Consider the following 13,468-nt stretch of genomic DNA (forward strand, 5'->3'; position numbering starts at 1 on the left):
TTGGCTGGATTGCTGTGCAGTTCGCACCCACCTCTCTCCAACCCACTCCCGCCTGGGGGAGAGGGGATGGTTTGGGTGGGGCGGATTATAGGGGGGCGTTGGCGTTAGCTGTCGTTGCCGAACAGGTCGCGGGTGTAAACCTTGACGCTGACGTCATCCAGGGCAGCGGATGGCCGGTTGGCCACGATCACATCGGCTATTGCCTTGAATTCCGCCAGGTCGTCGATCACCCGTGAGTGGAAGAATTCGCTTTCTTCCAGCACCGGCTCGTACACCACCACTTCGATGCCTTTGGCTTTGATGCGCTTCATCACGCCCTGAATCGCGGATGAGCGGAAGTTGTCGGATCCGGACTTCATCACCAGGCGATAGATACCCACCACCTTTGGATTGCGCTTGAGGATGGACTCGGCAATGAAGTCCTTGCGGGTGGTGTTGGCGTCGACAATGGCGCGAATGATGTTGTTGGGGATCTGGTCGAAATTGGCCAGCATCTGCTTGGTGTCTTTCGGCAGGCAATAGCCGCCATAGCCGAAGGACGGGTTGTTGTAGTGGCTACCGATGCGCGGGTCCAGACCCACGCCCTGGATGATCTGCCGGGCGTCGAGGCCGTGGGTTTCGGCGTAGGTGTCGAGTTCGTTGAAGTAGGCCACGCGCAGGGCCAGGTAGGTATTGGAGAAGAGTTTTACCGCTTCTGCTTCGGTGCTGTCGGTGAAGAGTACGGCAATGTCCTGTTTGACCGCGCCTTGCTGCAGAAGGCTGGCGAAGGTTTCAGCACGCTCTGAACGCTCGCCGACGATGATGCGCGAGGGGTAGAGGTTGTCGTGCAATGCCTGGCCTTCGCGGAGAAATTCTGGCGAGAAAATCAGGTTGTCGCAGCCTATTTGCTCGCGCAGGCGCTGGGTATAGCCCACCGGCACGGTGGATTTGATCACCATCACCGCAGCGGGGTTGATGGCCATGACGTCGCGGACCACGGACTCCACACTTTGGGTGTTGAAGTGATTGGTTTGCGGGTCATAGTCGGTGGGTGTGGCAATGATGACGTAGCTGGCACCCTGGTAGGCGTCCTGCTTGTCCAGCGTGGCGCGGAAGCTGATCACCCGGTTGTGCAGGAAATCCTCGATGTCGGCATCTTCGATGGGCGATTGCCGGTTGTTCAACATCGCGACCTTTTCGGGAATGATGTCGATGGCGACGACGTCATTGTGCTGGGCCAGCAGCATGGCGTTGGAGAGGCCGACGTAGCCGGTACCGGCGATGGCAATTTTCATGAACCTGTTTTCATTCCTTTGTTGTTCTTTGTTCGGTGTAATTGCGCTGGGTGGTGAACGGTAAGGCCTTTATCGTTCCCACGCTCCGCGTGGGAATGCATCCCCGGAGCTCGGCCAGGCTTCGCGCTGGTGCATGGAGGCCATCAGTCCGGCAATCTATCGCCAGCAAGCTGGCTCCTACAAAGGCCCCTCTCCCCAACCCTCCCCCGAAAGCGGGAGAGGGGGTGGATCTACGTGGACCACTCGGCTTCCTGATTTCCTGATCGCCAGCAAGCTGGCGCCTACAAGCGCCGGGGTGGAGCCGTAGGGTGGAAAACGGCAAAGCCTTTTTCACCATGCCTGGCAGGTTTGCTGACAGTGTTTGCCTGGAACTATGGGTGGACATTCGCTGCGCGAGATGTCCACCCTACTTTCTGCAAAAGCCCCTCTCCCCTACCCTCTCCCGCAAGCGGGAGAGGGGGTAGATTGGTGCAACCACTTTGCCACTTGTGGGGGGCCACCTTCGGCGCGAGCTGTGCCGTCCCGGCGCAGCCGGAGCAGTTAGTCCTTGGCCGGTTTGACGTTGGGGTGGGTGACCATGCTGTCCGGGTGTTTGGCGTCGCTGTAGCCGTAGTAGTCGTAGTAGCCGCCGTAACGGTAGCCGTACTTCTTGGCTTTCTTGATGTCGACCTGGTTGAGCACGATGCCCTTGATCGGCGCATTGTTCTGCAGCAGCTGGCCAATGCCCTTCTCGACCATCGGTATGTGGGTGGCGTCGGACTTGATCACATAGATCAGCGAGTCGGCGAAGGTGGACAGGACAATCGCATCGCTCACCGCCTGGGTGGGCGGGGAGTCGATGACGATGCGCTCGTACTTGCCCTTGAGTACTTCCATGGCCTTGGCAAAGCGTGGCGAGGAGAGCAGTTCGAGCGGGTTCGGCGGGACGGTGCCGGCACCGATCACGTCGATGCCATCCACGCGCTTGACGCACTCGTCCAGCCGCGCGGTGCCGGCAATCATGTTGGCCAGGCCGGGGGTGCCGACCGGGAACGCAAAGCTCTTGGCCAGGGTCGGACGGCGCAGGTCGGCATCGATCAGCAGTACCCGTTCCATGTGCCCGAGGGCAAAGGCCAGGTTGGATGACACGCAGCTCTTGCCCTCGCCCGGGACGGATGAGGTGATGACCAGTACCTGATGCGGATGGTCGATGCCACTCAGCACCACACCGGTACGAATGGTGCGGATCGACTCGGAGAAGCTCTTATCCGTGTCGCTGTTGAACATGCGCGCCATCTCGCCGCGCTCCTTGTTCTTCAGCAGCGGCAGGATGCCGAGTACCGGCAGGTTCAGGCGGCTTTCGACGTCTTCGGTGCTCTTGAAGGTGTTGCTCAGGACTTCCAGCAGCAGGGTCAGGCCAACGCCCAGCATCCCCGCCAGCAGGGTGGCGACCAACACGATGCGGGATTTCTGCGGCTTGATCGGCCCGCCAGGTATGACGGCCTGGTCAACCACGCGGGCGTTGGCGGCTTCCAGGTCGGAGGTTGCGGAGGTTTCCTTCAGGCGGTTCATGAAGGTGTCATACAGCGCGCGGTTGGCGTCGACCTCGCGCTGCAGTTCGCGCAGCTTGAATTCCTTGCGCGAAATATCCTGGATCTCCGACTTGTTGACGTTGACCGAGGCTTGCAGGGAATTTTCGTTGGCCACTGCCAGCTGGTAGGTGCGCTCGATACCGGCGACTACCTGCTCGACCTGGCTGCGCAGGCTGGCCGATGCTGCGCTGAGCTCCGACTGTGCCGCCAGCATGGCCGGGTGTTTGGCGCCATAGCGGCGCGACAGCTCTTCAACCTTGGCGCGGGCGCGGGCCTCTTCAGTCTTGAACGACTGGATCAGCGGGTTACCCAGCACGGCCGGCACACTGGCCAGGCGCTCCCAGTTGTTCTGCATGCCCTGTACCTGGCGGTACTGGCTCTCGGCCTCGGCACGCTGGCGGCGGGCATCGATCATGCGGTCGCTGGTGGTGCTCAGTTCGGCGGCACTGATGGTGCCTACGCCCTGCACGTCAACCAGATTTTCCGCTTCGCGGTACTTCTGCAGGTTGTCTTCGGACTTCTTCAGCTTGATGCGCAGCTCGCCCAGGCGGCTGTTCATCCAGTTGGTGGCGGCCATGGACGAATCGACGCTGGCTTCCAGCTGGCTCTCGATAAAGCCATTGGCCAGGGCGTTGGCGATGGCCGTCGCCAATGCCGCATCCGGCAGCTCTACCTGCACCTGCACCAGCTGGGTATTTTGCACCGGTTCGATGGTGGTACTGCCCATGACCGACTGGGTGACCGACTCGAAAATTTCCGCCTCGGTGGCTGCCTTCTCGGCTTCCAGGTCAACCGGCAGGGTGGCGGGTACCACCTTGTTGAAATCGAACTTGTCCAGCAGCGCGCCGATATCGATCAGCGGCGGTTCTTCCACCGGCTGCTGGCGCGGATCGAAATACGGGTGAGTGGTCAGGTTCAGCTGGCGCACCACGCGCTCGGCCAGGGAGCGCGACCTGAGCAGTTGGAACTGGGTGTCCAGGTACTCGTAGTTGTAATTGTATCCGCCGCCCTGATCGAAATTGACCACCTTGTTGGTGTTCTGTTCAATCAGCAGGGTGGCGGCAGCCCGGTAGATCGGGGTCAGGGAGTTTGCCCACAGCGTGGCGATCATGCTGACCACCAGCACCAGCGTGGCAATGCTCCACTTGCGCTGCCAGACGGTGTGCCACAGCTTGAGCAGGTCGATCTCGTCGCCGTCGTCATCCTGACGCTGGGCAAGCTGGTTGCGCTCGATGATTTGAGTATTACTTTCCATGCGTGGGGAAACCCTGAAATTCAAAACTGGATTGCGCAGGCTGGATAACCATTAAACATTATCCAGCCTGCCCTGCTGTGTGGGAGCTTCTGCTTTTGCCTGAAACTCCCTATCGCGGCGAGGGCGCCGCTCCTACAAAAGCAGCTCTGCTTGTAGGAGCGGCGCCCTCGCCGCGAGCTTGTGCTTTTGCCGACAAGGGCGATGCCTTTGGCATCGATGGTGGGTTACGCCGCTGCGCGGCTAACCCACCCTGCAAAAGCACGTTCAAGCAATACCTTTAGAAGAAGCCCTGATCGATGGTGATGGTGTCGCCGGGCATGACCAGGGTATCGAGGGTAGCCGGTTCCGGCGTGCGCTCCGGGTTGCTGTCGCGGATGATGGTGATCCGCCCTTCGGACGCCCGTTCGGTCAGCCCTCCGGCCAGTGCTACGGCACGCCGCAGGGTCAGGCCGGGCTGGAACGGATAAGCCCCGGGCGTCTTGACTTCGCCACTGATGAAGAATTCGCGGTACTTCAGCACGCTGACGGAAACCCGCGGATCGACCAGGTAGTCGCCCTTGAGCTTGTTGACGATCAGTTGCTCGATTTCAACGGCGGTCTTGCCCTTGGCCTGGACTTCACCAATGAAGGGGTAGGAGAAGCTGCCGGCATCGGTCAGGCGCAGCTCTTCGACACTCAGATCCGGCTCGCCAAACACGCGGATGCTGATGACATCGCCGGAGGCCAGTTTGTAGGAGGAGTTGCCGTCTGCCTGCACGAATCCGCTGGCGAACAGCAGCATGCCGAGCATCAGTGAGAGAAAAGTGCGAATGGCCATAGGACTGGGTTGCTCGTGACTATCGGTGGGGAGTTGAAATGGGTATTGATCCGGCCCGAATCAAGCGTGAAGGGCTGAACCACTAATGTAGGAGCCAGCTTGCTGGCGATCTGGCGTGCGAAGTGCATCGCCAGCAAGCTGGCTCCTACACAAGATCAATCTATTTTCGAGCCGAATCCATAAGCAGCTGTTAGCTGTCACAGCATTGGCGAAGATGCAGGCGTCAGACCTGATTGCCCCCTCGCCCCTTGGGGGAGAGGGTCAGGCAGAGGGGCGCCCGATTAAAGCACCCTCTCCCCAACCCTCTCCCGCGAGCGGGAGAGGGGGACTGCTACCCTGCCACTGCCAAGCAGCGCTGTGCGCCCCTTACAGGCTGGCGGTAAAGCTTATCGCGTAGATGTTGCGGTCATAGCTTTCGCCGGGCGCATTGGAGTCATCGGTGGCGTACTTGTAGCCAACGCCGATATCCAGCCAGCGGCGCATCTTGTAGGTCAGGCCGACGCCGAAGATGTCGATCTCGTCCTGCTGGTCGGTGCCTTCGTACTGGTTGTCGGTGTAGCTGTAACTGACTTCCGAGCTGAGGCGCTCCAGCCACTGGTGATTCCAGGCCAGGGCGGTGGTTTGCGAGTCGATGGAACTGGCGCCACTGTCGCCTTCGGCAATCCCCTGGCGCGTGGTCAGGTTGAATGTCGAATAGGTCCGCGGGCTCCACTTGACGCCGGCTTCCCACATCGAGTTGTCATCGTCGTCGTAGGTGGAGTTGTCAAATTCCTTCCTCTCGGCACCGACCTTGATGGTACCGCTGGTCTTGGCGGTTGCATCCCAGGTCACACCACCCAGCAGGGCCTTGTTGTCACTGTCCTGATCATCGTCGTTGATGTAGTCGAAGTGCGTGTGACGACCTTCCAGCAGCAAGCGGGTCTTCGGCGCTACGCGGTAGTAACCGGTGGCGCGCAGCGGCGTTGTGTTGCGCTCCAGGTCTTCGTTGAAGCCGTCGCTATTCTGGTAGCGCAGCTCTTCGTAGTTGGCACCCAACTCGATCTGGGTGAGCGCGGTGGCAGCACCGAAGGTGTACACACCACCGGCATTGGCTGTGGTGTATTTGGCCGGCTCGCCATTGTTGCCCTGCGGAACCAGCAGGTCGTTGTTGATGTCTTCGAAATTGTCGTTGGCAATATCTTCGACTTTGTCGTAACCGGCGTTGAGCACCAGTTTGTTGCGAGCATCGAATTGAAAGCCTGCATCGGCATCAACATGGTGATCGGTGTGATCATCGTCATGGCTGGATGCGTAGGTTTCATTGTCCAGGGAGTAGGTCAGCGCGTAGGCGCTGTTACGGCCTTCGGTGGACAGCACGAATTTCGGCGTGATGGCGGTAACCCAGGAGGACTGGACATTGTTTTCAACCGCCCGGATGTTGTCGTCGTAGCGCTCTTCGGTCTTCAGCGTAGGGGTGAACTTCAGGCCATCGGAAAACCTGATGCTCTGTGGCTCGACCGCCCAGGCATTGGCGCAAAGTACTGCGGAGATGGCTGCGGCCAGCGAACATACGTTGGATTTACTGCTCATTAAGAATCCTCGGGCATATCTATTACGGTTGTGCTTCAGTACTCGCTGCAAAACGATGCCGGCATCAAAGCGCCGGCATCCTGAGGCTTGCGGAGCTGAAAAAACCAATCAGTTGGGGCTGGCGTCACCACCACCGGCACCACCGCCAGTCGGGATACCGGAAGCCGGAGCCAGTCCGCCCGAACCGGGCTTGAGACCGGCAATCCCTTCACAGCCGAGGCTGACGGCGGCGTTGATTGCATCTTCAAGCTGCGGCGCAGCAGCAATGGATTGCTCGATGATGTCTGGCGCCTCGTTCGGCGAAGCGCAGGCAGCAGCACGCACGATGGTCGGGGAAACAGGCTGATTTGCACCGACCAGAGCGACAACCTCAGCGACCAGGGCATCGCCTTCGGCCGCTGCAATGGCCTGGGCCTGCTCGGCGGACAGCGCTATGCCTTGACCCTGCAGGGCATCCAGCGTTGCCTGATCGGCAAAAGCCTGGCCGGAAGCCAGAAGTACTGCAAGGGAAAGGCCGGTAAGGATTCTAAGCATGCTGTTCTTCCTCGTTATTGATGCTGTCTTTATCCGCCCTTGGCTGGCGGCTGGTCGTTCTGCTGGTGGAGCGATGCGGCTTTTTTACGTTCAAGCCTTTGTAAATTCAAGCAAAGCGCCATTTTTATGGCGACATCATACCCGTTCAGACACGCTACCGCCCCAAGATTTGGCGTCAATTCTTGAAAACGCAGTTGCCCTGCCTTCCCGTAGCGGAAAGCGGGTGGTAAACCGTCAAAAAGCGGGCATAGGCCCAAAACGGGCACGATCGTACCTGAAGAGCTCATGCCCTCCTAATACATTTTATTAATTGTGATTCTCTAGACAGTACTGCGTATTGACAGCCGTCACCAAGAAGCCGCAAAAGCCCGCGCCACGGACAACGCGCCTACAGGCCGGGGTGCTTTTTTGCAGGAGCGGCGCCCTCGCCGCGATGGGAGCTGCAGGACGGCCTGGGCCCATGGCCGTATCGCAATGCTCTGTACCAGTTACGTTTTGCACCCAACCCGCAGGGTGGGCTTTAGCCCACCATTTGGCGCGGCCTGGTTTGGTGGGCTAAAGCCCACCCTATGCCCAGCCTGCAAAACCGGGCCTGCAACTCGTAACTGGGACATAGCCTATCGCAAGGCCGGCCAACCGGTCAGGACGACGCCGCCAGCGAGCCAAAGGTGAAGTAGTTGCGCAGGGCATCGACCATCTGCACATAGCTGGCCGGCGGCGCCACCAAGGCAAAGCCGGAATCGAAGGTTCCCGGAGTGACGTCCTCACGCGTCCACTGGCAGTCGGCGTGAAAGTCGATGAAGCGCAGCTTGCCATCCTGCCCCGGGATCTTCAGGCGCATCTCGAAACGCGAACCGACCAGCATGGGCAACGGGCTGATCAGCAACAGGCCGTCCAGCGACACATTGCCGATGCAGCCCATGGGCTTGTCGGTGATGCGGTTGAATACCTTCAGGTAATAAGGCAGCTGGTGGCGTTCGATTCGACGTAACTCGCGCATGCTGCTTCTCGCTCGCAAGGTCAATTGATCCGAATATGCGCCGCCCTGGCAGGCCTGACCAGAGTCACGAGCAGTTGGCCGACAACTGGCTGGCGATCCTGCTGCGCGCCGCGTCCATCTGCTGATCACTGTAGTAGATACGTTCGCCGCTGGCGTCCTGGCTGTAATAGAGGCCGCCGTGATTCAGCTCGGCCATCGACTGGCGCAGTTTGCTGCATTCTTCGGCACGCCTGGCATTGCGCGCGGCCTGCTTTTGCGCGGCGGCATCCTGCTCCTGCTCGCGGGCATCGAACAGCTTGCGCAGGCGCTCCTGGCTGTCGCGCGTCGCCGCATCGCGCTCGACCACCTGCGGCTTGACCTCAACCCGCTCGGCACCGGGCTGCGGCTGCTCGCCGAAATGCACCTGGCCGCCGGCATCGGTCCAGCGATAGATCTCCGCCCAGCTCGGCAGCGGGACCAGCAGCAACAGAAGGAAAATCAATCGAGGCATGCCAGGACTCCAGCCAACAAGGCTTCAGTTTAATCAGATCTTCCGGGCCTGTGTGGAGAGTCACCCCCGGCGCGAGCTTCTGCAGTTGCCCTGGCAGCCCGCAGCCGGCCCCGTCGCGCCGAGGGCGACGCTCCTACAGGCCCTGCGGTGTGAGCAGCTCTTGCGCTGTTTGCTTTCGCCCTGAAAGCCCGCAACCGGGCACAGGTTCAGCTGCAGGCATGGCTTTTTTGCAGGAGCGTCGCCCCCGGCGCGAGCTTTTTCTGGTGATCAGGCAATCCGCACTCAACTAGGCTGATGCAGGTCAATCAGCGCATGCGCACTTTGCAGTGCAATGCGTACATCCCCCATGGAGGAATCGTCATGAAACTGCAGATGCTGCTGGTCGTCATCGACCCCACCAAACAAGCCCAGCCGGCGCTGGAGCGCGCCGCCTGGCTGGCGCGTCAGAGCGGTGCGGCACTGGAATTGCTGGTCTGCGAGTATCACGCCACCCTGGAAAGCAGTTCCCTGTTCGATCGCAAGTCCCGCGAGACAGCCCGCGAGCACTTGTTGCAGGAACGCCGCGACTGGCTGGAAAGCCTGGCCCTGCCGCTGCGCAATGAAGGCCTGCGGGTACAGACCGAGGTGCGCTGGGGCAGACCCTTGCACAAGGTCGTGCTGGAGCGGGCCAGCGAACTGCAACCGGATCTGCTGTTCAAGGCTGCCAGCGAGCACGGCAAGCTGCGTCAACTGCTGCTCAGCAATAGCTGCTGGGAACTGATCCGCCACGCCACGGTACCCTTGTGGCTGGTGCATCATGGCGCTGGCCGCCCGTACCAGCGCCTGTGCGCGGCCATCGACCCGCTGCACAGCTTCGACAAGCCGGCCGCCCTCGACCATCGCCTGCTGACCGCCGCCAGCGAGCTGTCCAGCCTGCTGAAGCTGGAAGCCCATGCGCTGCATTGTTATGCACCACTGCCGCCGTCAATGCTGTTTGATGCGGAGCTGGTCGCGCATTACCCGCAGTACCTGCAGAACTCCGGCAAGGAACACCGGGCTGCCCTCGAGCAATTGCAGAAGCAGTACCCGCAAGTGCTGGCCAACGGCCACCTGATCGAGGGCTATGCCGAAGAGGAGATTCCGAAGTTCGTCCGCGAGCAGTCGATCGACCTGCTGCTGATGGGCGCGGTGTCCCGCAGCCATGTGGAAAGCGCGCTGATTGGCAATACCGCGGAGCGCGTCCTGGAGCAGGTGGACTGTGATCTGCTGGTGTTCAACAGTGGCCCGAAAAGTAGTGTGCCGGAAAAGTGACTACACGGTCACACCGGTGTAGCCTCGCGCTCTGTCTGAGAAATGGAGCCTTTGCATGACCTTCCGTCGCACCAAGATTGTCGCCACCCTCGGCCCGGCCAGCAGCTCTCCGGAGGTGCTGGAACAACTGATTCTCGCCGGCATGGACGTTGCCCGCCTGAACTTCTCCCACGGCTCACCGGAGGAGCACAAGGCGCGTGCCCGCCTGGTGCGCGAGCTGGCCGCGAAGCATGGGCGCTTCGTCGCCCTGCTCGGTGACCTGCAAGGGCCGAAGATCCGCATCGCCAGATTCGCCAACAAGCGCATCGAGCTGAAGGCTGGCGACAAGTTCCGCTTCTCCATCAGCCACCCGCGCGAAGCCGGCAACCAGGACGTGGTGTGCATCGACTACCCGGACCTGATCACCGACTGCAAGGCCGGCGACGAACTGCTGCTGGATGACGGCCGCGTGGAAATGCGCGTCGACTCGGTGGGTAGCGACGAGCTGCTGTGTACCGTGCTGATCGGCGGCCCGCTGTCCGACCACAAGGGCATCAACCGCCGTGGCGGCGGCCTGACTGCGCCGGCGCTGACCGACAAGGACCGCGCCGACATCCAGCTGGCAGCCGAAATGGAGCTGGACTACCTGGCCGTGTCCTTCCCCCGTGACGCCGCCGACATGCAGGAAGCCCGGCGCCTGCGCGACGCCGCCGGCGGCAGTGCCTGGCTGATCGCCAAGATCGAGCGCGCCGAGGCGGTCGCCGATGATGACACCCTTGACGGCCTGATCCGCGCCAGCGACGGGGTGATGGTTGCCCGCGGTGACCTGGCGGTGGAAATCGGTGACGCCGAACTGGTCGGCATCCAGAAGAAAATCATCCTGCACGCCCGCCGCCTGAACAAGGTGGTGATCACCGCCACGCAGATGATGGAATCCATGATCAGCAGCCCGATGCCGACCCGCGCCGAAGTCTCCGACGTGGCCAACGCCTCGTTCGACTACACCGATGCGGTGATGCTCTCGGCCGAGAGCGCCGCCGGCGCCTACCCGATCGAGGCGGTGCAGGCCATGGCCCGTGTCTGCCTGGGCGCGGAAAAGCACCCGACCAGCCAGAACTCCAGCCATCGCCTAGGCCGGCGCTTCGAGCGCTGCGACGAGAGCATCGCGCTGGCGGCCATGTACACCGCCAACCACTTCCCCGGCGTGAAGGCGATCATCTGCCTCACCGAAAGCGGTTACACCCCGCTGATCATGTCGCGCATCCGTTCCTCGATGCCGATCTACGCCTTCTCGCCGCACCGCGAAACCCAGGCCCGCGTGGCCTTGTTCCGTGGCGTACAGACGGTGCCATTCGACCCGGCAACACTGCCGCCGGAAAAGGTCAGCCAGGCCGCAGTCGACGAACTGCTCAAGCTCGGCGCAGTGCAGCAGGGTGACTGGGTGATCCTGACCAAGGGCGACAGCTACCACACCATCGGCGGCACCAACACCATGAAGATCCTGCATGTCGGCGATCCGATGGTCTGAGTTGCCGGCTTGTTCGCGGCGCACCGCCGCATCCGCAGGGTGGGCGTAGGGTGGGCGTAGGGTGGGCTTCAGCCCACCAAAAGCGCGACACGGCAGTTAGGGCCAGAGGTTAGCTGCGGTGGGCCAAGGCCCACCCTACGGTTGATGGTTGACGCGTGAGCCGCAGGGCCGCGATCAATTGCTCGTCCCCACGCTCCCGCGAGGGAACGTGGGTCCATTTGCGAAGCTGGATCAAAGAAACTTGGAGAAATCCGGCTTGCGCTTCTGCATGAAGGCGGCGAGGGCCTCCATGGCTTCCGGATGCTTCAGGCGGGCGCCGAACAGCTCGCCCTCCTCCTTGATTACCTGGCGCAACTCCTCGCGCCCCGGCGCCCGCATCAGGCGCTTGCTGACCTGCACCGCCGAAGGGGCCAGGTCGAGCAACTGCAGGGCGGTTTCACGGGCCTTGGCGAAGGTGGCCGCGCCACCGTCCAGCGCCGCGTTGGCGATGCCCCAGGCCGCCGCCTGCTCGCCAGTGAACGACTCGCTGAGCAGCAGCAGGTCATTGGCCCTGGCCTGGCCGAGCAGGCGTGGCAGGATCAGGCTGGAGCCGTACTCGGGACACAGCCCCAGCTTGACGAAGGGCATCTTGAGCATGGCATCGCGGCTGACGTAGACGAAATCGCAGTGCAGCAGCAGGGTGGTACCGATTCCCACGGCCGGTCCGGCAACCGCCGCCACCACCGGCTTCTTGAACTCGAACAGCGCCTGCATGAACTGCAGCACCTCACCACCCAGGCCTTCCTTGGGTGCATTCATGAAGTCCAGCAGGTCGTTGCCGCTGGTGAAGCACTCTTCGCTGCCGGCCAGCAGCACGGCCTGCACGCTGCGGTCGTCATTCGCCGCATTCAGTTCCTCGGCCATGCGGCTGTACATGGCGCGCGTCAGGGCATTCAGCTTGTCCAGACGGTTCATGCGCAGGGTCAGCAGGCCCGGTTCGCGTTCAACAATGATGTGGTCGCTCATGCAAGCTCCTGGTCAGGCCGGCGCCTGGTTCGCGCGCGGCAAAAAAACATCGGCATACAGCTGCGAGCGCGGCAGGCCGGCAAGATAGAGCCGCCGGGCAAAGTGTTCCACGGCAGCAGGCGGGCCACAGACTAAGGCGATGGTCTGCCGTGAGACAAGCTGCAGTTTGGCCAAAGCTGCGGTCGCCTCTGCCTCCTGCAGCAATTCCACCTGCAGCGGCGGATGTGCCGCAGCCAGGGTCGCCAGCTCCGTGGCCAGATAATGCCGGCTGCCGTCACGCGCCACGTGCAGCAGGCGAACCGGCCCCTGATGGCCCTGGCGCAAGGCTTCGCGCAGGATGCCCCACAGCGGCGCCAGGCCGGTGCCGGCGGCCAGCAACAGCAAGGGCCGCGTCTGCCACTCAGGGTCGTAATGCAGCGCGCCACTGTGCAGCTCGCCCAGGGTCAGGCGGTCGCCGGCCCGCAACTGCCGGGCCTGGTCGCAGAAAGCACCGGCGCTGCTGCAATCAATATGAAATTCCAGCCAGGCATCGGTGCCCGGCAGGCTGGCCAGCGAATAGGGCCGCGCCACGCCGGACGCGCCCCACAGCAACAGGTGCTGGCCGACGCTGTAGCGCAGCGGGCGCTCCGGCAGCAGGCGCAGGCGCAGGATGTCCGGCGCCGGCCAGTCGACCCTGCTGACCAGGGCCGGCAGGCCATCGCGCTGCGGATCGAACACCGCCAGCGCCAGATCGCCCGCGACCCGGCACTGGCAGGCCAGTCGCCAGCCGGCCTCGCGCTGGCTGGGCGTCAGTGCTTCAGGAAGGGCATCCAGTGGCTCACCTGCCGTGCAGCGCACCAGGCAGGCATGGCAACTGCCGGCACGACAGCTGTAGGGAATCGCCAGGCCGGCAGCCAGCAGCGTATCGAGCAGGTTGGCGTGCTCCGCGGCATGGATGCATTGGCCGGCGACGGTTATTTCGGGCACTGCATGATTCCCCCGGGCAGGTTGATGCGGACCGCTGGCCGCCACTCTACCCGTCGCCCCGGGAAAAACCCACCGGGCCGGCGGCTGTGTCACGGCCGGCAGGCGCGGTATACTGCCGGGCCTTTAGATGGCTGTGTCTGTACCCGCTCCGTAGGGTGGGCTTCAGCCCACCGAGCTGCTTTGGTGGGTT

The 13,468-nt window shown here is 62.3% G+C and carries 12 protein-coding genes; 3 read left to right on the forward strand and 9 right to left on the reverse strand.

Annotated elements, in window-relative coordinates; all coding sequences use genetic code 11:
* Positions 1 to 104: 104 nt before the first annotated feature.
* From ISX93_RS10560 to ISX93_RS10580, 5 genes are all read right to left on the reverse strand, one after another.
* Positions 105 to 1,274, reverse strand: a complete 1,170-nt coding sequence (locus ISX93_RS10560) for a nucleotide sugar dehydrogenase (protein ID WP_195778694.1) — start codon at positions 1,272 to 1,274, stop codon at positions 105 to 107.
* A 540-nt stretch (positions 1,275 to 1,814) separates the two neighbouring features.
* Positions 1,815 to 4,100, reverse strand: coding sequence for a GumC family protein (locus tag ISX93_RS10565; RefSeq protein WP_195778695.1), 2,286 nt, complete (start codon positions 4,098 to 4,100; stop codon positions 1,815 to 1,817).
* 277 nt (positions 4,101 to 4,377) lie between these two features.
* Positions 4,378 to 4,917, reverse strand: a complete 540-nt coding sequence (locus ISX93_RS10570; RefSeq protein ID WP_195778696.1) for a polysaccharide biosynthesis/export family protein — start codon at positions 4,915 to 4,917, stop codon at positions 4,378 to 4,380.
* Positions 4,918 to 5,283: 366 nt separating this feature from the next.
* Positions 5,284 to 6,486 (reverse strand): outer membrane beta-barrel protein, encoded by a 1,203-nt coding sequence (locus ISX93_RS10575; RefSeq protein ID WP_219841015.1) that lies wholly within the window; start codon positions 6,484 to 6,486, stop codon positions 5,284 to 5,286.
* Between the two features lie 108 nt (positions 6,487 to 6,594).
* Complete coding sequence (locus tag ISX93_RS10580; protein ID WP_195778697.1) at positions 6,595 to 7,020, reverse strand: hypothetical protein; 426 nt, start codon at positions 7,018 to 7,020, stop codon at positions 6,595 to 6,597.
* On the opposite strand from ISX93_RS10580, the gene ISX93_RS10585 reads away from it, so the two are divergent.
* A complete protein-coding gene (locus ISX93_RS10585; RefSeq protein ID WP_195778698.1) occupies positions 7,019 to 7,330 on the forward strand; it encodes a hypothetical protein in 312 nt (103 codons plus the stop codon). The genes ISX93_RS10580 and ISX93_RS10585 overlap by 2 nt on opposite strands.
* 330 nt (positions 7,331 to 7,660) lie before the next feature.
* On the opposite strand, the gene ISX93_RS10590 is transcribed toward ISX93_RS10585, so the two are convergent.
* Positions 7,661 to 8,020: a PilZ domain-containing protein gene (locus ISX93_RS10590; protein WP_195778699.1), complete on the reverse strand. Its 360-nt coding sequence runs from the start codon at positions 8,018 to 8,020 to the stop codon at positions 7,661 to 7,663.
* A 64-nt stretch (positions 8,021 to 8,084) separates the two neighbouring features.
* Positions 8,085 to 8,510: a DUF4124 domain-containing protein gene (locus tag ISX93_RS10595; protein WP_195778700.1), complete on the reverse strand. Its 426-nt coding sequence runs from the start codon at positions 8,508 to 8,510 to the stop codon at positions 8,085 to 8,087.
* Between the two features lie 360 nt (positions 8,511 to 8,870).
* On the opposite strand from ISX93_RS10595, the gene ISX93_RS10600 reads away from it, so the two are divergent.
* Together ISX93_RS10600 and pyk are read left to right on the forward strand one after the other, a co-directional pair.
* The gene (locus ISX93_RS10600) at positions 8,871 to 9,800 is read left to right on the forward strand and encodes a universal stress protein (RefSeq protein WP_195778701.1); all 930 of its coding nucleotides are present in this window, start codon (positions 8,871 to 8,873) and stop codon (positions 9,798 to 9,800) included.
* A 55-nt stretch (positions 9,801 to 9,855) separates the two neighbouring features.
* A complete protein-coding gene (gene pyk / locus ISX93_RS10605; protein WP_195778702.1) occupies positions 9,856 to 11,307 on the forward strand; it encodes a pyruvate kinase in 1,452 nt (483 codons plus the stop codon).
* Between the two features lie 231 nt (positions 11,308 to 11,538).
* On the opposite strand, the gene ISX93_RS10610 is transcribed toward pyk, so the two are convergent.
* The gene (locus ISX93_RS10610; RefSeq protein ID WP_195778703.1) at positions 11,539 to 12,312 is read right to left on the reverse strand and encodes an enoyl-CoA hydratase-related protein; all 774 of its coding nucleotides are present in this window, start codon (positions 12,310 to 12,312) and stop codon (positions 11,539 to 11,541) included.
* Positions 12,313 to 12,324: 12 nt separating this feature from the next.
* Positions 12,325 to 13,278, reverse strand: a complete 954-nt coding sequence (locus tag ISX93_RS10615) for an iron-sulfur-binding ferredoxin reductase (RefSeq protein ID WP_195778704.1) — start codon at positions 13,276 to 13,278, stop codon at positions 12,325 to 12,327.
* Between the last annotated feature and the right edge of the window lie 190 nt (positions 13,279 to 13,468).

It is taken from the genome of Pseudomonas sp. N040, assembly GCF_015637705.1.
Lineage (GTDB): Bacteria > Pseudomonadota > Gammaproteobacteria > Pseudomonadales > Pseudomonadaceae > Aquipseudomonas.

What these genes read in the sequence shown, in the direction of transcription:
- ISX93_RS10560 (WP_195778694.1), bottom strand. Translation starts at nt 1,274, where the DNA reads ATGAAAATTGCCATCGCCGGTACCGGCTACGTCGGCCTCTCCAACGCC.
- ISX93_RS10565 (WP_195778695.1), bottom strand. Translation starts at nt 4,100, where the DNA reads ATGGAAAGTAATACTCAAATCATCGAGCGCAACCAGCTTGCCCAGCGT.
- ISX93_RS10570 (WP_195778696.1), bottom strand. Translation starts at nt 4,917, where the DNA reads ATGGCCATTCGCACTTTTCTCTCACTGATGCTCGGCATGCTGCTGTTC.
- ISX93_RS10575 (WP_219841015.1), bottom strand. Translation starts at nt 6,486, where the DNA reads ATGAGCAGTAAATCCAACGTATGTTCGCTGGCCGCAGCCATCTCCGCA.
- ISX93_RS10585 (WP_195778698.1), top strand. Translation starts at nt 7,019, where the DNA reads ATGCTGTTCTTCCTCGTTATTGATGCTGTCTTTATCCGCCCTTGGCTG.
- ISX93_RS10580 (WP_195778697.1), bottom strand. Translation starts at nt 7,020, where the DNA reads ATGCTTAGAATCCTTACCGGCCTTTCCCTTGCAGTACTTCTGGCTTCC.
- ISX93_RS10590 (WP_195778699.1), bottom strand. Translation starts at nt 8,020, where the DNA reads ATGCGCGAGTTACGTCGAATCGAACGCCACCAGCTGCCTTATTACCTG.
- ISX93_RS10595 (WP_195778700.1), bottom strand. Translation starts at nt 8,510, where the DNA reads ATGCCTCGATTGATTTTCCTTCTGTTGCTGCTGGTCCCGCTGCCGAGC.
- ISX93_RS10600 (WP_195778701.1), top strand. Translation starts at nt 8,871, where the DNA reads ATGAAACTGCAGATGCTGCTGGTCGTCATCGACCCCACCAAACAAGCC.
- pyk (WP_195778702.1), top strand. Translation starts at nt 9,856, where the DNA reads ATGACCTTCCGTCGCACCAAGATTGTCGCCACCCTCGGCCCGGCCAGC.
- ISX93_RS10610 (WP_195778703.1), bottom strand. Translation starts at nt 12,312, where the DNA reads ATGAGCGACCACATCATTGTTGAACGCGAACCGGGCCTGCTGACCCTG.